The organism is Hyphomonas chukchiensis, from assembly GCF_000682695.1.
GTDB classification, from domain to species: domain Bacteria; phylum Pseudomonadota; class Alphaproteobacteria; order Caulobacterales; family Hyphomonadaceae; genus Hyphomonas; species Hyphomonas chukchiensis.
The window spans coordinates 23,692-46,601 of the sequence record NZ_AWFG01000021.1; the positions used below are offsets into that span (position 1 = coordinate 23,692).

Consider the following 22,910-nt stretch of genomic DNA (forward strand, 5'->3'; position numbering starts at 1 on the left):
CGGAAGGTTGCAGGAGGCACCCGATCAGGATGGGAGCAAAAGTCTGGTATTTGGGAGTTCGCTTGTTTTCCTGCCGCCCGGATAATACTAACGACCTAATTTCAATGTTGCGGCACACAAGATCGCTACGAGGGAGAAGCACAATGCCCGGACAAGACCCTGAATCTCAAGCAGACCTCCGCTCCGGAAGCCTTCCGATCGCTCCGCAGCAAGGAGACCTTCTCTGGTCGCCATCATCGGCACGTGTGGAACGGTCCAATCTGTTCCGATATAAGGCATGGCTGGAAAGCCGAAGGGGGCTTTGTTTTGAAAGCTATGAAGCTTTGTGGGACTGGTCCGTCACAGACGTTGATGCCTTCTGGGCGAGTATTTGGGATTATTTTGCGGTCGACGCGGTGCAAAAATATAATACCATCTTGTCCGGTCCCGAAATGCCTGGCGCCATCTGGTTCGAAGGTGCGCGACTTAATTTCTGCCAGCATTTGCTTCGGCATGAATCCGTCAATCCTGATCGAGTGGTCATCCATGCCTTTTCCGAATCAGGCGTTCACCGGGAGGTGACGTGGACTCAGCTCGGCGAGTCTGTGAGACGTATGGCAACGGCTCTTCGAAACCTGGGCATCGTGCCAGGAGACCGGATCGTCTCCTATCTCCCCAACATTCCTGAAACAGCCATCGCTATGATGGCGGCAACTGCAATCGGGGCGGTCTGGGCATCGGCGGCACCTGAGTTCGGCTCAAAAACGGTCATCGACCGGTTCGCCCAGTTGGATCCGAAACTTATTTTCGTGACAGACGGCTACACATTTGCCGGCGCCGACAAGGACCGATCGGATCAAGTTGCACAAATCGTCGAAGGGCTGCCGAGCCTGGATCATGTTGTTCACGTCCCCTACAATCAGGAAGTCCGTCTGACCTTTTCAGGCGTAAGCGCACACACTTGGCGAGACCTGATAGACACGAATGCACCGACGAGAGAGCGTTTCGAATTCGAGCAAGTCGCGCACGACCATCCGCTGTGGGTGCTTTTTTCGTCTGGAACAACCGGGTTGCCGAAGGCCATAATTCATAGCCATGCCGGCATGTTGCTTGAGCAATTACGCGCCCAGCATTTTTGCGCGGAATTGACCCCTGATTCGACCATATTCTTCTATACGACGACAAGCTGGATGGTCTGGAATTCACTTTATTCTGCGCTGGTTACCGGCGCATCGGTCGTCATCTATGATGGCAATCCGCTTTATCCTGATAGCTCGAAATTGTGGCGCATTACTGAAGCCTCTCGCGCAACTGTTCTCGGCCTCAGCCCGAGCCTTGTCGTCAAGATGGACCAGGACGGCGTCCAGCCTGGCCGCGACTTTGACGTATCTGCACTGGAAATGGTGATATTGGGAGGGGCACCCTCCACACCGCAAACATTTGCCTGGTTCTACAATCACGTGAAGCCGGATCTCTGGGTGACTTCTCAATCGGGTGGGACCGAGATATGTAGCGCCATTACCGGTGCCGTATCATTGTTACCAGTACATGCGGGAGAAATGCAGGGACGTGTGCTCGGTATTCACGTGGAAGCATGGAACGAACGCGGCGAGAGTGTGCGAAATGAAGTTGCGGAACTTGTGATCTGCGCGCCGTTTCCGTCCATGCCACTCGGATTCTGGAACGATCCGGGAGACCAGCGATACTTTGAAAGCTATTTTGAAGATTTCCCCAACGCGTGGCGCCAGGGAGATCTCTTCATGATCAATGATCGAGGAGGCTGTTACATTTTCGGGCGCTCAGATGCGACGCTCAACCGTCACGGCATTCGTATCGGCACTTCGGAAATCTACCGCACACTGGAACAGATGCCCGAAATCGACGATGCAATGGTGGTCGCGCCCACACTTCAAGATGGCCCTCAGATGCTCCTCTTCGTGACCCTTCGAGCCAATGCCGCGCTGACTTCGGCGATGGACGAGATGATTTGTCGGCGGCTAAGGGAGGACAATAGTCCTCGGCATGTTCCTGACCGCATTATCAAGGTACCTTCAATACCGTACACAATCACCGGAAAGCGCCTTGAAGTGCCTGTCAGACGAATTCTTGAAGGCACGCCGGTCGACCAAGTGGCAAATCCCGATCTGATGCGGGATCCAGGCACATTGAACTGGTATCTCGAATATGCCGACCACATGAGACTTGGTATCCGGTGACCAGGATGCAGCAACGTCAAACCCACGGGGCCCTACCTGTGACACGCACCATTCAAGGAAAGAGCCGATCGCTCCAGGCGCCGAACCCAGAAAGCTTCGGCATCTCTATTTTCCGACGAAATTCGGTGGCCGCCCTTCGGCAAAAGCCATGAGACTGTCTTTGACGTCCAATGTTGCACCTGCGATCAGTTGATTCTGACTTTCCACCTTGAGCATGTCGTCAAATCCAAGTGTGAGCGCGCTAGCCACCTGACTCCGAATAAGGCTGAGCGCGACCGTCGGCCCGCTCGCCAAACGGTTTACTAAATCCTGCGCTGTCGAAGCAAAACGCTCATCGTCGACTACTCGCGTGATCAACCCGGCCAAGCAAGCGTCTTCCGCCGACATTCTTTCGCCCAGTAATAACAAGTCCAATGCCCTGGTTCGGCCGACACTTCTGGCAATCAGCCACGTCGTTCCCGTGTCGGGCACAAGGCCAAGTCTGACAAAGGGGCACTGCAAGTAGGATGACCGCCGAGCGATGATTACATCGGCGGACAAGGCAATGGCGCACCCTCCCCCTATTGCCGCGCCATTGATGGCCGACACGATTGGAATGGGAAGCTCGGCAAGTTTCCTCGCAAATGGAGCAAAGTATTCGTCCAGAATATTGTCGTTGTCGCCTCGCGCGTGACGTTCGCCAGCGTCCACCAGATCAAGACCGGCGCTGAAGGCCCGGCCAGCGCCCGTCAATAGTAAGGCGCGCGCACCGTTCGCCAATGCCGTATCGATCGCGTCGGAAGACTCCATCAGCACGTCGACACTGATCGCATTCAGACGCTCAGGTCGATTGAACGTGATCTGGGCCAGTCCTTCTGTCTGGGAGAACAAAATCGTTGAATATGTCTTCGTCACGGATACACTCATTCTCTCCTGATATCGTTATCCCGATTGGTTTTTCACTCGTCGTCGCGATTCTTGCACACAGAGCAGCTGGAGCTATGCTTCAAACTCTGGCGATGGCAAATATATAGCCTTGGCGGTCAGCACGTGGCGGATCAGTTCTTCATTCCGAGCGCATCGAGCACATCGTGGTCAAGCGCTGCGTGAAAAACACGCTCGGCGGAGCGTTCAACGATATCAGGCGCCCCCATGTCGCGAGGCACTGCGCCATATGAAGCCAGCGCATGCGCCATGTTCTGGCGATACGACAACCAGGCATCGTCAAATTTCGGAGCGTCGCCACGATGGGCCCCCAAGGCACCAAGATAGTGCTTGATAAGATCTCGTTCGTGCTTGCGGCGTTGTTCGACATTCAGCGCCGTGACAATTATCCAGGACATGTCATGCGCATAGTTTCCCGCAAAACATAACTGCCAGTCAAGAAAACCAGGTCTGCCATCCGCTTCGTAGAAGATGTTGCCGCCATGCAGGTCGCCATGAAGAAATGTGCGGGGACGACTGTCCATCATGTCCCACAGAGTTTCCAGGGATCGCTTCGCGGTTGCAGAATCCACCAGGGCGCGCTCCAGCAATTCGCCATGTTTGCAGGCCACAAGTTCATCCCAGTGAGACGGACGGTAAAGATATTTCAAAAATATTCGTTGGGGTTCACGCCAGCTCTCATACTGGTTCAGCCGCGGATCGCCCCACCATTGCGCATGCAATTTCGCGATGTTCTCAAGCACCGCAGCAACATCATCTTCTGAAACATGCGCGAGACTCGAAGCAAAACGCACATCTCCCGGTCTGAGCCGCAAATCTTCCAGTACAACTATGCCTTGGGGCGCGTCATTGATGGCCGCATAATACGCACCCGGAATGTTCAAATCGATGTCCGGGGCAACCTCGTTGTAGAACAACGCTTCCTGTTGCAGCGCTTGATAGACTCGTTTGCGCCACTTGTCGTCAAACCCGCCTTTTACATAAACTGATTCAGGCAGATCATGCCCGGCACGGTCCGAATAGGTCAGCACGAAACACGCTGACATTGAAGTGCCTCTATGGCCGCCGGTACGGCGGCATGCCTCGACTTTAACGCCGGGGAATCTGTTTTGAAGGACGTGGGTCAGCCAACGGGCGTCTACGTCTTCAAGATACAAGGGAAGATCGGAACCGGTACTTGATGTGGTCATGACAGATCCAGTATCGCGTGGCGCGATAGAAAGTGGATGAAAAGCCAGAACGGCTACGATGCGAGGCCTGATTCCCGCCTAAACCTTGTCAGCCTCTCCAGTGCTGCTCATTCGCATTCCCGCCGTGATTGAGGCACCTGAATGTGGAAACAGGCCCGGGCCCCACGCAAGCAATCCTCCATCCACAAGTAACGTCGTGCCGGTCACAAAGCGGGCTTCATCGCTTCCAAGATAAACGGCCGCATAGGCGATATCGTCCGACTTTCCTGTATCCGGCCAGGGCTGCTTCCCCTTCATAAAGACTTTCATCTCATCTTCAGTCTTCGCCGGAACCAGTGGCGTGTGAATTCCCCCTGGGGCTATGGCATTGACGCGGATGCGGTCGTCAGCGAGCTGAACAGCCGCGTTTTTCGTCAAGTTAATGACACCGGCTTTTGCTGCAGAATAAGCAGCCGGCCCGCTCCCTCCGCCAAGTCCAGCTGTCGAAGACGTATTGATGATCGCGCCGCCACCCGTGTTCTTCATCGCTCGGGCACCATGCTTGATCCCGTAGAAAACCGCGCGCATCATTATGTCGAAAGTTTTGTCCCAGTCTTCCGAACGAGTCTCCACTATTGGACTCATCGCACCGCCGACCCCGGCATTGTTGAATACGATATCAAGCCGCCCAAAATCATCGAGTGCAAGGGCGATCATCGCCTCGATCTGCGCTTCGTCGCAAACGTCTGTTCTGATGAAACGCGCACGCTTTTCAAAGCCTGCCTGCTTAGCCATGTCGAGTGTCGCTTGCCCCGATGCCGCGTTCAAATCTGCGATGATCACAGATGCGCCTTCGCGCAGGTACATCAGAGCAGAGGCTTGCCCCATTCCGCTCGCGCCGCCAGTAATTACCGCGACTTTTCCTTCCAGTCTTCCGCTCATAGATATTCTCCACGCCTATTCAGTTGTCTCACGGATCCGTTCATGCCGAACCGCCCCTAAATGATTCAAAACTCAATGACATCGGTGTCGCGCGCCTCCGCATACCGACGGGATAGTTTGTCGCGCAACGCCAACGATGCCGGATCAGCCGTACGGGGAATTACCAATTCGCGTTCTAGATCGAGCCCGCGCTCAAACGCCAACCGCTGACCATCCACGACCGCCCGCTTGTTTGCCGCCAATGCCGGACCGTAGTGAACCGATATTCGCCGGGCCCAATCAAGCGCGTGATCCAGAAATCCGTCCTCGGGCAAGATTGCGTTGATAAGGCCAATCTCTACGGCTTCCTCAGCGCCAACCTTTCGGCCGCTCAGGATGAGCTCAAGCGCGCGCCCTTGTCCGATCAAGCGCGGCAGGCGTTGCGTCCCCCCTGCTCCCGGCACCATTCCAACAGCAATTTCGGGAAGTCCAAAGCTGGCATCGGGTGTTGCCACACGCAGTGTGCAGGCTAGCGCGAGTTCAGTTCCACCGCCCCATGCTTGACCGTTGATCGCGGCAATGACGGGCTGCGGCATAGCTTCTATGAGACTGGGTGTTGTGCGCCACGCCGTGCGTTCACCTTCAACCGGCTCGCCCCGGGCAACCCGCGACAAGTCGTCCAAGTCGGCATGAGCCACAAAATATCCAGGCACACTACTCGTCAGAAGAATAACAGAGACGTCGTCGCGATTACGCAGGCTCTCCAGGATGCTGGAAAGTTCTCCCAACGCCGCGAAACTCATGAAATTTCGTGGAGGCCTGTCGAAGGTGATGACCGCGATATTTGCGACATGATCAGTAGTCCAATTACTCATACTTGCACTCTTTTCTGCATATCGCCGAATGCTGGGTCGCGATTGCGGAAATCACGACTTCACCCTCACTACGGTTTTGCCAGCGGAAGGCGCATTCAGACTTTCAATCGCGCTCATCGCATCTTCAAATTCAAAGACCTTGCCTAATGGTGTCCGGACCGCACCTGAAGCACCCAACTTCGCCAGTTCGGTATAAGCCACTGCTTCTTCATCAGATGAGAAGCCGCCCGAAAACACGCCAATAGCGGAATAATTGCGCAAGACCATGTCCTGGGTGTTGAGATCGAGCCAGCTCCCGCTCGCGAATCCAATCAGCGCAATGCGACCGTTCCGCCCAATGGCCTTCACAGCATTCGCAGCAGCTTCCCCGCCAACAGGGTCAAAGATCACATCAACGCCTGCACCTTTGGTGATCTCGATGACTTTGTCCTGCCAGGCGGGTGTCCGGTAACTGAGCGCGAAGTCCGCGCCTTGTTCCCGACAAAATGAGAGTTTCTCATCTGATCCGGCAATGGCGATGACAGTGGCGCCGCGGGCCTTTGCGAGTTGAATGGCGGCAGCTCCAGAGCTTCCCGCGCCTCCAAGCACAAGAACTGTACTTCCCGAAATGACCGGCACTCGCTCAACGAGGGCCGCATGGGCAGTACGAAAGCAAATCGTAAATCCCGCCGCAGCCTCAGCAGACATATTGTCCGGGACATGCAAGCACTTTTTCTCCTGGACAAATGCGTAGTCTGCCAGTCCCCCGCGCCACCAACCATCCCCATAGATTGTAAGACCCATGACCCTGTCGCCGACGGCAAACCCTGAACCCTCTGGCACAGAGATGACTCGGCCGGACACTTCCTGCCCTGGATTCACCGGCGGAGCTGTTACGATCGGATAGACGCCTCGAGTCATAAAGAGGTCCGGCAATCCGACACCACACGCCTCGACTTCGACCAAAATCGTTCCTGGCGCAGGATCGCCCCAGGATGCTTCATCAATTTCCAGAACGTCAGCGGGCTCACCGAATGTCTGCGCCGTCCATGCTCGGCCACGCCTCATGATCACCCGCCCCCCATTTATACAATTGTTTTACATTATCAAAATCGAAATGCAATGTCGCAGATCCAATTCCTGCCATCGCTGCGCGACTATTTTCGAGATTGTCGCATCGGTCCCGCTTCTATAATCGCGAGGGACCGGTAGGATTCACGCGCCGAGCAACTGCGCCAGTAATCCGAGACGACGTCCGGAATTTGGTCACCAAATCCCATCATCTCGAACAGGAAGAGGCTGTAGCAAACGGAGATATCGGCCGTCGTGAAACGGTCACACGCCAAATATGTTCGCCCCTCCAGACGCGCTTCGATTACCGCCACGGCATCCTGGAATGCGTCCAGATAGTAACGAACGATCTCGGGATACTTGGAGCAGCCCGGGACATGCCGCTCATACCAATCACCATAATGAAACGCGACACTCAGCGGATAGGTCATCGAAGCTTCGCCGAACACATTCCAATTGAGCCATTGCCCGTAATCGTTGTCGTCCGGACGGCACGCGAGCGGAGAGGCCGCCCTGGATGCGAGGTATTGGCAAATGGCAACAGACTCATTCATTCTCAGAGCTCCATCAACCAGATAGGGGACGGTCCCATGCGGATTTTCCTGGATGAAATCAGGCTCCATGCGAGGCGGGTAACTCAGGAGAACAAGATCGTACCCAAGATGCAGTTCTTCCAATGTCCATAAGACGCGGAGTGATCGAGCACGAGGTGCATGATACAATTTTATCATTTCGTCCTCACGTAAAGTTTCAGCTCACATCCGGGGCTGGCCCTAATGTGAAATGGGCGCCGAGCCCGGCGTCCTGACTCATGTGCCCGCCTCTGGCTCGCAGGTCGCTTGACAACCCGTCACTCTGATTACCCACCCGCTCATCGCTCCAATTGAGGCGTGCGAAATAGTTGCACTAAACAAAATTATAGACAATTGTTTTAGATGAAGCGAGTGTGCCATTTGCGCCTCGTTGAATGTATTTGCGAAAGGGAGTGACGGGCTGTGGGACATTTTATCAAGACCGAAACCAGGGATCGTATTCTTCTGGTTACGCTTGATCGACCCGCGGTGCACAATAGCCTCCATGCGCCGGCATGTCATGAACTTGCGGCGGTGTGGGACGCGTTTTTGGCAGATGATGGGCTTTGGTTGGCGATTGTTACCGGCTCAGGTGAAAAGGCGTTCTGCGCAGGACACGATCTTGTTGACGACTTCTTTGATCCAATGCCGGCGTCGGGTTGGGCTGGCCTGTCGCATAGGTCCGATTTCACGAAACCACTCATCGCCGCAGTCAATGGTCTGGCGCTGGGCGGAGGATGGGAAATCGCGCTAAATGCAGATATTGTTATTTCTGATCCGCGAGCAAAGTTCGGGTTGCCGGAGCCAAGAGTTGGATTTGCAGCTCTCGGTGGCGGCGCCCGCATGCTGCCAAAACGAATGCCCTACCATCTTGCAATGGGGCTCATGATGACGGGCGATACGATATCTGCCTCTGACGGGATGAAATGGGGACTTGTCAACGCGGTTTCGGCCGAAGGTGGCGTCATGGACACCGCGCTTGAATGGGCCAGTCGCGTACTGGATTGCGCACCCTTGGCCGTGCGCGCGACCAAACAGATCGCCCGCTTGTCGATGGAGTCTGAAATATCGCGCGATTCAATTCAATCGCTTGAGCAACAACTAGCCGACGTTTTAGCTGGTTCTGAGGATACGGCAGAAGGACTTTCCGCATTCTCAGAAAAACGCCTCCCTGCATGGACAGGGCGTTAGGCTTAAACTGACAAGGGGAAGTGCGATGAAAATCGGACGTGTTCTGATCGAAGGCGAAATGCAAATTGCCATTGAATGGCAGGGCGATGCCATACCACTGTCTTCTATCTTGCCGGATCTCGGCTCAGATATGATTTCACTCATCCAGAATTGGGACAAACACAGAGTTGAAATTGGACAGCTGCTAGCGGCCCCTCCGGCGGAATCGATGATCCGCTCGCCGACTTGGAAAAGACCAATATCCAGGCCGGGTAAGATGATGGCGATTGGTTTGAATTACGCCGATCATATTGCAGAATCAGGAATGCAAACACCCGAACGCCAACTTTGGTTCTGCAAACTTGGCACATCAGCAAATGATCCTTTTGCCGACATTCCGCTTCCTGTCGTCAGCGATCAGGTCGACTATGAAGCAGAACTCGTCGCCGTTATAGGCAAAACGTGCCGCCATATTTCAGCAGAAAATGCCAGACAATACGTGTTTGGGTATTGCGTCGGGAATGACGTGTCGGTTCGCGACTGGCAGCTGGCCTCCCCGCAATGGATTCTTGGAAAATCGTTCGACGGCCATGCACCGTTCGGCCCCTACATCACACTCGACAGCGCAATCCAGGATCCACACCGGCTCGATATTCGCGCGTGTGTGAATGGTGACCTGCGTCAGGCTTCCAATACAAGGCATCTCGTTTTCTCTCTCTGGGATCAGATTGCCCACCTTTCTCAAGCGGTCACGCTTGAGCCGGGGGACCTGATTTTCACAGGGACGCCCGGCGGTGTGGGTGTCGCAATGACGCCACCCTCATTCCTTAAACCAGGTGACCGCGTCAAATGCGAAATTGAAGGTCTCGGGTATATCGACAACCAATTTCGGCCGGAATCTGTGTCTCATGGATCTTGATTTGACGGGAAAAAGGGTACTTGTGACCGGCGCCTCCAAAGGTATCGGTCTGGCGATTGCGCATGCCTTTGCGCGCGAAGGATGTGACCTTGTAATTGTCTCCAGAACAGCAACAGAGTTGGAATCCAGCGCGGCTTCCATCGAGAGCGCGTTCGGTACAAATGTTACGTCGATCGCAGCTGATCTCTCCAGTGAAGCCGAGGTTAGTCGTGTGGCGCGCGAGGCGGGCGCCTGCGATATTCTCATCAACAATGCTGGAGCAATTCCACCCGGTGCCCTCTCGTCGCTTGCCATGAGTGTCTGGAGGCGAGCATGGGACTTGAAAGTCTTTGGCTACATGGCGCTGACACATGCCTGCTACGAGCAGATCGCGGCCCGCAAAGGCGCTATCGTGAATATTATTGGCGCAGCCGGGTCTTATCCGAATCCCGCTTACCTCGCAGGCAGCACGGGAAACGCCGCCCTCATGTCCTTCACGCAGGCTTTTGCGAAGGAAGCAAGAAAGGATGGCGTCCGGGTTGTCGGCGTCAACCCCGGGCCGGTGGCAACGGAGCGGTTCGAAATGCTGCTGAGAGCCGAAGCACTGCGTCAGTTTGGAGATGAATCCAGATGGGAGGCCCTGCTAACGACAATGCCGTTCGGCCGGGCGGCGCGGGTTGAGGAAATCGCGGACACGGTCGTGTTCCTCGCTTCCCCACGCTCAAGTTACACCACCGGCACTGTCGTCGCGATTGATGGAGGTATGATATGACCGGCAAAGACACCGTGGGATTCATCGGGCTGGGCGATATCGGTGCGCCCATGGCCCATAGAATTCTTGAATCGGGTCTGGCGCTTGTTGTCTGGAACCGGACGGAATCCAAGATGGCTCCTCTCAAGTCTGCCGGCGCGGCAACAGCAGGATCGCCGGCTGAACTCGCGGAGAGCTGTGAAATTATCTGCATCTGCGTGGACAGCGCAGCGGCCATGGATGACGTCCTGTTTGGAAATTCTGGGATAACCAGGGCAACCCGCAGCAAGGTTGAATTGGTTATCGATCATTCTACTTTGGCTCCAGGTGATGCCAAAAAGCTCGCGAGCCAGCTCGTCGAGCATAATATCGGATTTCTCGACGTACCGGTTTCGGGCGGGGCCGTCGGCGCCCGAGCCGGCACATTGGCAGCCATGGCAGGCGGCGATGCGAAGCTTCTGGATCGAGCGCGGCCGATTATTGCTTCCTTTGCGAACCAGATCACACACATGGGTCCGATCGGCGCAGGCCAGGCCGCTAAGGCGTGCAACCAGATCATCAATTTTGGAAACATGGCGGCCCTGGCCGAAGCAATGGCTCTTGCCCAAAGGTTTGACATTGCCAAGGAGCGTATTCCCGAAGCCATTGCTGGCGGGTTTGCCGATTCAAACATTGCACGCGAGTACAAGCGGTCATTCGATGCAGACGACTTCAGCCCGGTTCGATATCTCGTCGAAGGGCTCAGGAAATTTTATTCGGCGCAGATCGACACCGACTATCGAGGACAACTTGGCATACTGATGAAAGACCTTTCGATCGCGCTGGATATGGGCCGATCGACCGGCGTCCCATTGCCGACTGTGACACAATTTGATTCCGTCTTCCGAATGCTGCAAAATATACCTGAGCAGACGTCGATAACATCAACCCCATAAGGACGACGCGCATGGTCGCAAGCATGCCCCCCAAATGCTATGCTCACCTGAGGATGAGTACATGACGTCTTGCCTGATCACGACACGCAGCGGCGCAATTGTGGTCGTCACATTGAATCGTCCTTCGGTTCTCAACGCCCTCTCCCGTGAACTCAGGCGAGAGTTTTGCACCGCCTTGCAGCATCTGGATGACGACCCGTCTGTTCGCGCCATCATATTGACAGGAGCAGGTGAGCGGGCCTTCACAGCCGGACTGGATCTCACTGAAACAGCGGATGAGCTTCCTGGTACAATCGAACGAGTCGATGGCGCCAACCCCGTCGCGGCGATCGAAGCATGTTCGAAGCCTGTAATCGCTGCGGTCAATGGCTTGTGCATTACCGGCGGAATGGAAATTGCTCTTGCGTGCGATATCGTTTTTGCTGCTCGTACGGCGCGGTTTGCAGATACCCATGTTCGTGTCGGCCTGCTACCAGGTTGGGGCCTGTCTCAAAGGCTGTCTCGGCAGATCGGCCGACAGAGGGCAAAGGAAATCTCGCTCTCTGGAAACTTTGTCAATGCGGATCGCGCCTTCGCACTTGGACTGGTAAACGATGTCGTCGACCCGACCGAACTCATGAGCCATTGCCTTGAGTTTGCAAAGAGCATCGCAGATGCGGACCAAGACACTGTGGGGGCCTATAGCAAACTTATTGATGATGGTTTGGCTTGCACTTTTGCAGAAGCGGTTGAGCTTGAGAAATTGCGATGTGCGTCCCACGCATCCCGGCTCGATGCGGAAGATATCGCAAATGGCATGAAGCGCGCGCAGAGTCTCAACCGGACGCAGACGTTTTAGGAAGTGACATGTCGCCAATGCGCGGACTTCAAAATGTAACCTTGTCGACGAACGTATTGCGCAAGCGGCAATAGTCCCTTTCGCACGGATCTTTCCAAGCATCGGTTCGATCGAGTCATGCGCCTGGGTAGGCAGCAACGGATGACAACCTGCGTCACCTCGAGTGATCGCAGCAAAAAACTCGAGACTGCGACCACGACGCCCGAAGAACAACGAAACATTTGTTCTATGCGTCTCGCGACAATGCATGCGCTTCTATTTCTATTCTCGTCTCCATTTCCGCGAGACATGTCAGAATACCCCGCGCACAGGCCATTTTCGATACGCGCCTAAAACAGCACACCTTTCCCTCCATATTGTCAGGTGAGCGCTTGCCCAGAACACCAGGCAGGATCGAGACTTCGGAATGGCAATTCAACTCCAATCTATTGAGTGAACGCCGCCCTGTCACCGATATCCAATACCCAGGCCACCCAAATGCAATTTCAGAATTTGACCCATGATAGTATGGCGCGCGACGGTCTCTTGAGGGCGGCGAACGACGCCCCGGCAAGCGTTGAACCTCAAATTGTCTGATTGACGCAGCGTGCGCACGCCCGCTAAGATTAAAACGCAACGATAATTTCGAATAGTTCGTATCTTACCAGGGAAATGGCCATGCCAACGCTACCGGAACTCTATCAGCCCATGAAATTAGGGCGCTTCCAGATACCAAACCGGTTGATGATGGCAGGCATGTCCGCGGGAACAAAAACGGACGAAAAAGGCGACGTTACGCCTGAGATGATCGCATACTATCTCGAACGGGCACGCGGCGAGCCAGGCATGATTGCAATCGGTGCATCCCAGGTGATACCGCCCAAAAAACGGCTATTCGGGCCGCATGCCGGGATCGCGCTTTACAATGATGACATTGTCCCATCACTCGCAAAACTGGTTGATGCGGTTCACCAGTATGACGTGAAGTTTGGTATCCAGCTATGGAATGGCGGCGGGACCGAAGGCACAAGCCACGAGGAGTTGTTTTCTCCATCGGGTCTTTCCTCCAATGTCCGAACGGCCCGGGGCGATGATACGGCACGCTACCGAGGCCAGCCAAACCGCGCGCTTGAGAAAGAAGAAATTTCCGAAATCGTCGATCACTTTGCCTCGGCCGCCAGACGGTGCGCTGATGCAGGATTTGACTTCGTCGAAATCCATGCGGGCCATGGCTATCTGATCAGCAACTTTCTGACACCGCTCTTCAATCGACGCACGGACGAATATGGCGGTTCTTTTGAGAACCGCACACGCTTCCTGCTTGAGGTCGTGACCGCCGTGAAAAACGCTGTCGGCGATCGTATTGCAGTTGGTCTGAAGTACAATGGCGACGACTTTCTGGGCGAAGACGGCTGGACCCTCGAAGAATCTTGCCGCCTCGCTCCGATTGCCGAGAAAGCAGGTGCCGATTATATCACCGTCACCGCCGGTCTCGTCGGTTCTCCGAAACTTACAATCCCGCCAATGTACGAGCCGCAGGGATGCTACACCGACCTAGCCGCCGCTGTGAAACCACACATCAAAATTCCAGTCGGAACGATCGGTCGGATCAAGAACCCCGAGATGGCCCGCGATCTCGTAGCGGCCGGCAAGGCGGATTTTGTCTGTTTTGGGCGGGGCACGATTGCCGACCCGGAAATATTCCTGAAGACCCGGGAGGGTCGACTCGACGACATCAGGCCGTGTCTTGCCGATTGCCGAGGCTGCATTGATGAGCACTTGCTTCGCAATGGCGGTGGCGACGCAAGCTGTGTCGTCAACCCACGGATGTCCCGCGAACTCACCTGTGTGGATATCCCCGGTTCAGCCTCTGCAAATCCGAAGAATGTCCTTGTCGTGGGCGGCGGTCTGGCGGGGATGGAGGCTGCGCGCAGAACCGCTTTTTCCGGGCATCGCGTAACCCTGTGTGAACGGCGGTCGAATTTGGGCGGGCAAATTCTGCTCGCCCGAAAAATGCCAGGACGCAAGGAGATAGGCGATATCGTGCCGTGGTACGAGCGCCAGCTGGTCAAGCTTGGTGTTGATGTGCGCCTCGAGACCGAAGTCGATCTGAACTTGATGAAGCAACTTGCGCCAGACATCGTGTTCATCGCGACTGGAAGCGCTCCCACCGTCCCGCAAGACATGATGGACGTCGTCATGAATGCCGAGGACATTGAAATCATCATGCTGGACGACCTGGTCGAACATGACCTCGAGGCGGGCGGAAATGTCCTTGTGGTTGGCGGCGATCAAAACGGCATGGTTGTGGCAGATTATCTTGCGCAATCTGGCCGGAAGGTGACTGTTGCAGAATCACTCAATCACTTTGGCGGGAAGCTGGCTGCCCATGACCGCTGGTATCTGCTGAATCGGCAGAATGCCAAACACGTGAGGCGGATCAAGAATGTTCATAATGTGCAACTCGATCCGGGAACGAACGAGGTGATCCTTATCGGTGATGACGCACCGGAATCACTGCCCGGAATTAACACAATTGTCTTCGCCAGCGACCGCCGCTCCGAACGCGGCCTGATTGAAGTCGCTGAATCCTTGGGCGCCAAAACATACGTTGTCGGAGACGCCCATGATGTCACTTCGGAAAATGCGGGTACGATCTTTAACAACATCGCCCATGCATATGACACGGCCAGGCAAGTCTGAGTTTGATGGCCTGCACGTTTGCAAAATGCCATGTCGGATCGTTCAAAATGGATGTTCTTATCATTTAGTCTACGGATGAATTTCCGCTGTTGTCTGCCTGGCGCGAAAGTGCCTCGGGACTCGGGAACAGCATGAACGTCCAATCGGCCACGACTGCAGGCTTGTCCCGCCCTTCAATGTCCATCCTGTATTCCATGCGAAGCAACACTCCCGGACCTCTGGGCTCAACCCCTAATATTTTCAGACTGAGGCACACACGATCACCTCCGTGTACTACTGCGGGGAATCGGACACGGTCGAACCCATAGTTCAGGTCTGTCTCAATCCCATCGATTTCGATCAGCTCCTGAGCAAGTGGCGGCGCCAGTGACAATGTCAGCAATCCGTGTGCGATTGTTCCGCCAAATACCGCTGAAGCGCGCCTGACGTCGACATGGATCCAATTGAAGTCATTTGCCGCTTGCGCGTAAAGATCAATCTTCTCCTGCCAGACCGTGACCCAGTCCGAGGGACCGATCTGTCGATTAATATGCCTGCCGAGTTCATGGACCGAAACGCGGAACTTGGTCATGTCACCTGGTGCCCGCGTAAATGCGCTTGTGCGGCACCGGGTGCAGGGTCTTGAGATGCGGTCATGTCAGGATCCTCGTATCGAATTCAAGCCGAAACCCGGGCGGCTCGCAGGCCGGCTTCCCGCCCGAACGTCGCAGAGCTGCTCAACGAGGACGCGCTGTAATATCCCCCGCCATGAAAGCCCCCAACGACTTCTCCTGCCGCAAACAACCCATCGATCGGTATGCCGAACCAATCGACAACGGCCATGGTGCCGTCCGTTGTTATCCCCCCATATGTCGACGTGATCGCATTGCCTGTGGCAGCTATATAGAATGGGGGCTGGTCGATTGGCAAAAGATTTGTCTGACGACCAAATTCGGGATCCACGCCTTTCGCCACATTCCGGTTGTATGTCGCGATGGTTTTTTCCAGCATAGGGGCATCGATTCCCATGATCGTCGCGAGTGTGCTGATCGTTTCTGCGGACTGAATATAGCCGGCCAGAAGCGCTTCCTTATAGTTGTTGACGGATGTGTCCTCATGAGAACGCTGCATCAACCGGTTATCAAAAACCTGAAATCCAATCCCTTCAGGCTGCGCCATTCCGATATTGCTCAATGCTTTATAACTTTGGCCTTCATTCGCGAAGCGAGCACCGCTCTTGTTCACCATGATCCCACCTTCAAGAAAGGAAAAGAGAAGCGGTGGAATTTCGTCGGCCTTGTTCTGGATATCTGGATAATTTCGGATGCCGCCCCCGAACGAACCGGACACATACCCCAGATCGGCGTGTCCTGCACCAAGGTCCGACGCCATCATCAGGCCATCGCCGGTGTTTGCGATCCCGCCATGCTTCACTGCACCTGCCAATTCTGGTGCATACGTCTGAAGAAGCTCGCGGCTTCTTGAAAAACCTCCGGTGGCGAGCACGACGCCGCCTCTCGCACGAACGAATACTTCCCGGTCTCCAAACATGACCAGTGCACCCTCCACCCTTCCCGTGTCAGACGACCGCCGAAGCCTGATGCCTGCAGATTTGGAATAATAGTGAATCCTTGGCTCAGCCTGGGCAGCCATATGAAGCATGGTTATCGCCCTGCCCGTCCCCGTAACATGGGCTCTGGAGACCGCAGGTGCGGGCACACGGTGAAGCTGAAATTTGACTCCGTGATTTCTCAGGAAATGGTAGGTATCGAGCTGCGACATCAGAAACCGGTCAATGAGTTCCGGGTTGTTCTTGTTCTTGCCGCTCGCCAGGAGATCCTGACGCAGTGCTTCCAGGCTGTCTTCCTGCCCTGCCGCCAACTGTTCTTCGGTTCCGCAAAAGACAAAAGCTCCCCCGGCAATCGCCGAGCTGCCACCCGGCTGTGCCGATTTCTCCAGCAGGAGCACATCAGACCCGGCTTCAGCCGCAGCCAGGGCAGCGCAATGTCCAGCCATCCCCGCTCCCAACACGAGGACATCTGTCTCCTCCGGTATGGCGTTCGTTTCCCTCAACATGTAACTGGATCCTTCAAACCGTTTGGCGCCGCATATGGCTGCGCCCGATAGATGTCTTGCTGGTTGTTGCAGTTACCCACATGTTCGCCTCTGGGCCGTCCACGATGCCTCCGGTCGAATGTGCCCTCGCATGGGTCATGGCGAAGCGCCTGACGGGATGTCCTGGCATGTCTGGTCGGTTGGAAATTGCATTCAGTCTGCTTGGGCATGATAGCCTCCGTTTCGAAATCCTGACCAACCCTGACTTATCCGAGAGCAGGATCGATGGTCGCCACCTGAGATATGATACGTTTGTTTTATAGTCTCGGCTTGATGCTGATTACTAGTTTCTAAAAACCTGAAAACCGGCTTGCTGTTTCTGTCATTCATCATGTCCTTCTGCTGACATAGACTGGTCTGGAACCATTATTGGAATTCAGCGGCTGGGAGAAATTTCGTGGAACAATTCGACGTTGTTGTCGTGGGAGCGGGCCCCGTTGGTTTGACCCTTGCGATCGACTTGGGCCAACGCGGAATTCGAACCTTGATTTTGGAGCGGAACCCGACGACCGGACCGTGGCCCAAGATGGACCGATCGAACGCGCGAACGATGGAATTCTATCGCCGCCTCGGAATTGCAGAGGACGTACGGGCGCTGGGCTATCCGGCCGAGGCATCGATGGACGTGTTTATCGTCACACGCCTTTGCGATGAACCCATCCTCAAGCTCCATTATCCGACGGTAGCAGAGTTTCGCGGCACGATTGCGGAGACTACAGATCATTCCCAACCACTTGAACCATATCAACTGGTTTCTCAGAACAAGCTGGAGCCGCTCTTGAAGTCCGTCGCCGAGCGGACGCCGCACGTTACCGTAAGATACGGTTGCGAGGTAACGCACTTTGATCAGGCACCGGATGGTGTGACGGTTGAGTATGCTCAATTCGAACTTGGTTCCACAAAAGTGCAGGCTCGTTACCTTGCCGGCTGCGACGGCGGTGCCAGCACGATCCGCAAACAGCTTGGGATCAAACTGGAAGGCCAGGGCGGTTTGCGCCAAATGCGGCAGATCTGCTTCTACTCCGAACAGCTCTATGATAAAATTCCTATGGGAAAGGGGCGCCATTACTATTTCGCCGACGCAGAAGGATCTGCACTCATTGTTCAGGGCGACCGTAAGGAGTTCACGCTCAACTCGGACGTGCCTGAGGGTATCGACTATGAAGCCTGGGTTCGGGAAAAAGTGGGTCCCGGGATTGATTTCGACTTCAGAATCTTGAATGTGAGCCCGTGGAACCTCAATCTGCTTCTGGCCGAAAGCTACAGTGACGGGCGAGTATTTCTAGCCGGCGACGCGGTGCACCTTGTGATCCCTACCGGTGGTCTGGGCATGAATTCCGGCGTTGGTGACGCATTAGACCTTTCGTGGAAGCTCGCAGCGACACTACACGGCTGGGGCGGGCCCGGATTGCTGCCTTCTTATGAACGTGAGCGCCGACCAGTAGGCAAGAAGAACGTTGAAGCATCCGGATGGGCCGCACAGGGCCTCGGACTTTGGCGCGAGCTCCACACAAATGCCCTGATGGACGATACACCTGAAGGAGCATTCGAGCGGTTGCGCACTGCACGATCTGCGAACGTTAATCACAGACGTGTGCACGAGATGGTTGGCGCCGAATATGGATATTCATATGCCGACTCTCCGCTTATTGACACGCCGGGAGACACGCAAGCGGAATGGGACACGGTCCGATTCCTACCCAGTACGAATCCTGGAGTACGTATCCCGCACATCTGGTTGAGCGACAAGGCTTCGATTCTGGATGCAATGGGACCGGATTTCACCTTCATCGATTTGACCGGGTCAGCTGCCCCCTCGGACATCGAAGACGCCTTCAAACAAATGGATGTTCCCCTAAAGGTCTTTCGTCGGGATGAAAGACACGTAAGATCCGTGTATGGATGTAGATTTCTTCTGGTTAGACCGGACCTGCATATTGCCTGGACGGGCAATTGCCTCCCGCAAGACTCCAACAAGCTCGCAAAGATGGTGACAGGATTCTGAGTCGGGTTTTGTCTAAGCTGGATCTCTCCCGGCTATCACATTCCGTGCCCTTAACTTGTCGATCTCTGCCCGGCTATAGCCAAGAGCAGAGAGCACATCGGCGGTATGCTCGCCCAGCAACGGCGCTCGCCCCCCATCCGTAATCATACTGGCTGAGAACTCTGCAGGAAACTTGAGTTGGCAAAAATCACCGATCGGATCAGACCGTCTGATGAATGTGCCGTTGTTCACAGCTTGCGGGTCGATCAAGAACTCATCAAGAGAATTTACGCGCCCCCTTTGGAACATGCCAATAATTGGTAGCTTGATTGGCAATTCTCGGATTTGCCTGCCCTTTAGTCCGGCTGCAACGCGTATTGTTCAATCGAACTGCCCGGAATGGTGAAGTTAGTGTCGTCCAATACTGTGCCGAGATTGGCCGCAACGCCTTCGGCGGTCAGCGGTGATGCAATGAAACCCGGAACGGTTGCCGTAAAAATTCGGGCGACCCGGCCACCGGCCACGCTCAGTACATCACCGTTGAGCGCGCAGGAATCATGCGCGAGATAGACAACAACCGGAGAGACCGCCGCCGGATCCAGTCGTCCCGTGTCAAGTTCGGGATGCGCATCAAAATATGGTTTGGCCATGGGTGTATAGGCGACTGGGCAGATGGTATTTATGCGGATATTCCGGTCTCGATTGTCGAGAGACGCCCCCCGACTGAGGCCGATGATGCCCGCCTTTGCGGTGACATAGGGCAAGGCATCAGGCGCGCCAAAGGCACCCAGTGCGGATGCTGTGTTGACGATGCGACCATAGTCCTGCGCGCGCATATATTGTAACGCAGCTCGCATGGTCCAGAACATGCCCATGAGATGAACTTCGAGCACTGCTCGCAAATCGTCTGTGGCGACGTCCTGAATCTTGCCTGCGATAGAGTTTCCGGCATTATTCACGAGGATATCGATCCGGCCCCACCTGTCCACAGCTGCTTTTATCGTTGCCTCAGCCTGCGCTTCCACGCCGACACTACCTTGGCTCGCAAACACCTCGTACCCGTCACCTCGCAGGCGCTCGGCTTCCTCTTCCGCCGCACTTGCGTTCTCATCGCGAAGTGCAATATCGTTAAGCAGCACGCGTGCACCCCGTGCCGCCAAAGCGCGCGCGTGGCTCAATCCGAGGCCACTTGCGGCGCCGGTCACAACAGCGACTCTTCCTTCAAACGACAAATCTGCCATGGGTTCACCTGCTCGAATGGATTTGGATTACAGTGTATCGAGCGTCACTTGACCCGCTATCGGTCTGCCGAAGGCGACTGCAGAGGTGATCGGGTTATAAAATTCACGCAAGCATTTGATCTTGCCGTTATCGATATCGAACCGAAGAACATACCGGTTTTTATACAACTTGCCCGACGTCATCTCCACCTCCCCTCGTGCCTCGACGAAGACGGTCTGCCCGTCGGCCGACACGATGTATTCGGCACTCACAAGTCGCACAGATTTTTCCGCAGCGAATGCGGTATCAATGAAGCTCACGATTTCCGATTTTCCAGTGTATCGGCGAAAACTCCCTTCCTCGGTCTTGCCAGACTCATTGAAAGGTATTTCGAGCACCATATCGTCTGAGATCACCGCTAGTTTGGATGCCTTGTCCTTGTTGACGTCCCCCATTATCCAACGTTCGGCCACTTCACGCGCGTTGACATCTTCTGCTTTCGAATTTGACATCGATTTCCTCCACTCAAGATTATACCGGGAACGGCTAATTGGTGACGAGTGTGTGCCCGCCAGCGACTTTTATACTCTCGCCCGTGACATAGGCTGAGAGATCGCTCACAAGAAATTCCATTACGCCGACCACGTCTTCGATTTGGCCGAGGCGGCGCAAGGGTATCGCACTAGCCTGGTCTTCTGTCGCAAGGTTGCGGTTTGCTGCCAGCGCTTTGACACGTGGTGTTTCGATCAGGCCCGGCGCAATACAGTTTACCCGCACCTTGTGAGGCCCGAGTTCGACAGCCAACGACCGCGAATATTTTTCAACTGCGGCCTTGGCCGCGCCGTACATTGCGAAACGCGCGTTCAGGTCATCCATAAATGCACCGATTGTAGAGATATTCACTACCACGCCGCCTTGCCGCATCAGGTAGGGCGCACAAGCCTGGCACATATTTACGGTTGTTTCGAAATTGGCTGCAAAGAGCACGGCCCGATCCTCCCCGGAAGACCTGAGCGCTGAACTTTCCGAAATAGGCGTGATTGCGCCGCCGGCATTGTTGATGAGTATGTCGATGCGTCCGAATTCGCGCACAACTTCGTCAACCGCATCGCGCACTTCGTCTGCAACTGAAAGATCCGCTTCAATCCCCAATGCGCGTACGCCTATCGCCCTGAGCTCGTCCGGAACCGTTTCAGCCGTCAGCTTCTCGCCGTATTTGGCCGAGATTGAGAGATCGATATCAATGATCGCGACGTCGGCACCGAGCGCAGCCAATCGCTGCGCGTGCGCTCTGCCCATGCCGCCACCACCACCGGTAACGATTGCGACTTTTCCGGCCAACTGTTTCATATTCAGGCCTGCGCGGCCGCTGGCGAATTCAAAGATGGATCCTGGTGATGCTCACTTCTGGTCACGTTGGCTCTCCCTTGTTCGCAATCCTGTCTGTCGAGGACGCGTTGTTCAATACAGGTTGCCCGCACAAGTCTTGTCAGACCAGTGACATTCGATGCAATGTGGCTTTCAGAAAATTGGAAAGCTGGCCATGCGATACAAATTGCCACCCTTGAATGCATTACGTGCGTTCGAAGTGACCGGTAGGACCGGAAGCTTAAGTGGCGCGTCCAGAGAACTTGGCGTTTCAGTTGGCGCTGTCAGTCGCCATGTAAACCTGTTGGAAGAATTCCTCGGTTACAGGCTGTTTGTCCGGCAACACAATGGCATGGTCCTTACGCAATGGGGCGAGGCTTACCATGAACAGATCGCATCGGCTTTTGAGCTTATTGACGGAGCTGGACGTGGCCTCCAACTCGGCTCGCGACATACAATCAGGTTTCGCGCCTATACTAGTTTCGCGACCGAGTGGCTTACACCTCGGCTTCCCGATTTCAGGCGCAGGCATCCGGATATCGTTGTCCAGCTGAAGCAGTCGCTCAACGAAACAAATTTCGCTAGTGAACCACTTGATGCAGCAATCAGTGCGCTTCCTGTCATGCAGCGAGACGTTGCAAGTGTCGACCTGTTCAATACCGTATTTGTACTTGTCTGTGCCGATGGGGCGGCCAGGTTCAAAGCAATGCAAGGCGATTTTTTCTCGCCAGGCGCACCTCCTATTCTCTTTGCACGGCGTGAAATACCGTTTTGGGAGCAGTATTTCGAGCAAATGAATTTGCCGCCTCCACCATTTGCCAGCGGGCTTGAATTTGACAATTTGAGCCTCACCTACCAGGCAGCAAGAAGCGGTGCCGGCGTCGCGCTCGGACAACTCTTCCTTGTCGCTGACGATTTGATTTCGGGCCGGCTCTCACCTGCCGCTTCAGTATGCGTTGAGATCGACCTGCCCCACAGGTTTGTTTATCGTACAGGACGGGACACGCCTTCAGAAATTGCCCATTTCAGAAATTGGATGCTCGAACAAGCCGCCGAGACATTGGCCAAGATGGCACAGATCCGCAAGAATCTCGCCGACCTTCAGGTGCCTTCCTAAACACCGACAAATGGCAATATAGTACATTTGTTTTGTTTTCTTGACGCGGCAGGTCTGATCTTTTAATCGCTTGAACGTCCAATTGAACTCGCCACCGATGCGGGTCGAACTAGAATTCAAAACAGGGAGCACCGCATGAAGGTCCT

General features: G+C 55.0%; 20 protein-coding genes. 9 read left to right on the forward strand and 11 right to left on the reverse strand.

Going from position 1 to position 22,910, the window contains the following annotated elements:
• The first annotated feature begins 143 nt into the window (after positions 1-143).
• Positions 144-2,195 carry an acetoacetate--CoA ligase gene (locus HY30_RS09060; RefSeq protein WP_081812151.1) on the forward strand — a complete coding sequence of 684 codons (2,052 nt, stop codon included), beginning with the start codon at positions 144-146 and terminating at the stop codon, positions 2,193-2,195.
• A 105-nt stretch (positions 2,196-2,300) separates the two neighbouring features.
• Here the strand turns inward: HY30_RS09060 and HY30_RS09065 are convergent, their stop codons facing one another.
• From HY30_RS09065 to HY30_RS09090, 6 genes are all read right to left on the reverse strand, one after another.
• The gene (locus tag HY30_RS09065; RefSeq protein ID WP_206741447.1) at positions 2,301-3,089 is read right to left on the reverse strand and encodes an enoyl-CoA hydratase-related protein; all 789 of its coding nucleotides are present in this window, start codon (positions 3,087-3,089) and stop codon (positions 2,301-2,303) included.
• Between the two features lie 143 nt (positions 3,090-3,232).
• On the reverse strand, positions 3,233-4,309 hold the full coding sequence (locus tag HY30_RS09070) for a phosphotransferase (RefSeq protein ID WP_081812152.1): 1,077 nt from the start codon (positions 4,307-4,309) through the stop codon (positions 3,233-3,235).
• 78 nt (positions 4,310-4,387) lie between these two features.
• Complete coding sequence (locus HY30_RS09075; RefSeq protein ID WP_051615212.1) at positions 4,388-5,230, reverse strand: SDR family NAD(P)-dependent oxidoreductase; 843 nt, start codon at positions 5,228-5,230, stop codon at positions 4,388-4,390.
• A 65-nt stretch (positions 5,231-5,295) separates the two neighbouring features.
• Positions 5,296-6,084, reverse strand: coding sequence for an enoyl-CoA hydratase/isomerase family protein (locus HY30_RS09080; RefSeq protein WP_081812153.1), 789 nt, complete (start codon positions 6,082-6,084; stop codon positions 5,296-5,298).
• Positions 6,085-6,135: 51 nt separating this feature from the next.
• Positions 6,136-7,131: an NADPH:quinone oxidoreductase family protein gene (locus HY30_RS09085; RefSeq protein ID WP_081812154.1), complete on the reverse strand. Its 996-nt coding sequence runs from the start codon at positions 7,129-7,131 to the stop codon at positions 6,136-6,138.
• Between the two features lie 89 nt (positions 7,132-7,220).
• On the reverse strand, positions 7,221-7,865 hold the full coding sequence (locus tag HY30_RS09090) for a glutathione S-transferase family protein (RefSeq protein WP_081812155.1): 645 nt from the start codon (positions 7,863-7,865) through the stop codon (positions 7,221-7,223).
• 264 nt (positions 7,866-8,129) lie between these two features.
• On the opposite strand from HY30_RS09090, the gene HY30_RS09095 reads away from it, so the two are divergent.
• The 6 genes from HY30_RS09095 (at position 8,130) to HY30_RS09120 (ending at position 14,980) form a co-directional block, all read left to right on the forward strand.
• Positions 8,130-8,897, forward strand: a complete 768-nt coding sequence (locus HY30_RS09095) for an enoyl-CoA hydratase-related protein (RefSeq protein WP_034739361.1) — start codon at positions 8,130-8,132, stop codon at positions 8,895-8,897.
• Positions 8,898-8,922: 25 nt separating this feature from the next.
• Positions 8,923-9,795 (forward strand): fumarylacetoacetate hydrolase family protein, encoded by an 873-nt coding sequence (locus tag HY30_RS09100; protein ID WP_034739363.1) that lies wholly within the window; start codon positions 8,923-8,925, stop codon positions 9,793-9,795.
• Positions 9,796-9,817: 22 nt separating this feature from the next.
• Positions 9,818-10,546, forward strand: coding sequence for a short-chain dehydrogenase/reductase (locus HY30_RS09105; RefSeq protein WP_206741448.1), 729 nt, complete (start codon positions 9,818-9,820; stop codon positions 10,544-10,546).
• Entirely contained in the window at positions 10,543-11,460 is a 918-nt protein-coding gene (locus HY30_RS09110) for an NAD(P)-dependent oxidoreductase (RefSeq protein ID WP_051615219.1), read from the forward strand. Before HY30_RS09105 ends, HY30_RS09110 begins: the two co-directional genes overlap by 4 nt.
• Positions 11,461-11,521: 61 nt before the next feature.
• A complete protein-coding gene (locus tag HY30_RS09115; protein WP_034739400.1) occupies positions 11,522-12,298 on the forward strand; it encodes an enoyl-CoA hydratase in 777 nt (258 codons plus the stop codon).
• 657 nt (positions 12,299-12,955) lie between these two features.
• Positions 12,956-14,980 carry an oxidoreductase gene (locus HY30_RS09120; RefSeq protein WP_162176919.1) on the forward strand — a complete coding sequence of 675 codons (2,025 nt, stop codon included), beginning with the start codon at positions 12,956-12,958 and terminating at the stop codon, positions 14,978-14,980.
• Between the two features lie 64 nt (positions 14,981-15,044).
• On the opposite strand, the gene HY30_RS09125 is transcribed toward HY30_RS09120, so the two are convergent.
• The gene (locus HY30_RS09125) at positions 15,045-15,551 is read right to left on the reverse strand and encodes a MaoC family dehydratase (protein ID WP_051615223.1); all 507 of its coding nucleotides are present in this window, start codon (positions 15,549-15,551) and stop codon (positions 15,045-15,047) included.
• Between the two features lie 86 nt (positions 15,552-15,637).
• Positions 15,638-17,035, reverse strand: a complete 1,398-nt coding sequence (locus HY30_RS09130; RefSeq protein ID WP_081812157.1) for an FAD-dependent oxidoreductase — start codon at positions 17,033-17,035, stop codon at positions 15,638-15,640.
• Between the two features lie 436 nt (positions 17,036-17,471).
• On the opposite strand from HY30_RS09130, the gene HY30_RS09135 reads away from it, so the two are divergent.
• The gene (locus HY30_RS09135; protein WP_034739367.1) at positions 17,472-19,079 is read left to right on the forward strand and encodes an FAD-dependent monooxygenase; all 1,608 of its coding nucleotides are present in this window, start codon (positions 17,472-17,474) and stop codon (positions 19,077-19,079) included.
• Between the two features lie 335 nt (positions 19,080-19,414).
• Here HY30_RS09135 and HY30_RS09145 read toward each other — a convergent pair whose 3' ends face one another.
• From HY30_RS09145 to HY30_RS09155, 3 genes are read right to left on the reverse strand one after another with little or no spacing between them, the layout of a single operon-like run.
• Positions 19,415-20,299, reverse strand: coding sequence for an SDR family NAD(P)-dependent oxidoreductase (locus tag HY30_RS09145; protein WP_034739372.1), 885 nt, complete (start codon positions 20,297-20,299; stop codon positions 19,415-19,417).
• A 27-nt stretch (positions 20,300-20,326) separates the two neighbouring features.
• On the reverse strand, positions 20,327-20,791 hold the full coding sequence (locus tag HY30_RS19230; RefSeq protein WP_051615228.1) for a nuclear transport factor 2 family protein: 465 nt from the start codon (positions 20,789-20,791) through the stop codon (positions 20,327-20,329).
• Positions 20,792-20,825: 34 nt separating this feature from the next.
• Positions 20,826-21,629 (reverse strand): SDR family NAD(P)-dependent oxidoreductase, encoded by an 804-nt coding sequence (locus tag HY30_RS09155; protein ID WP_034739374.1) that lies wholly within the window; start codon positions 21,627-21,629, stop codon positions 20,826-20,828.
• A 193-nt stretch (positions 21,630-21,822) separates the two neighbouring features.
• Between HY30_RS09155 and HY30_RS19695 the strand changes: the two genes are divergently transcribed.
• On the forward strand, positions 21,823-22,764 hold the full coding sequence (locus tag HY30_RS19695; RefSeq protein WP_162176920.1) for a LysR substrate-binding domain-containing protein: 942 nt from the start codon (positions 21,823-21,825) through the stop codon (positions 22,762-22,764).
• Positions 22,765-22,910 lie beyond the last annotated feature (146 nt).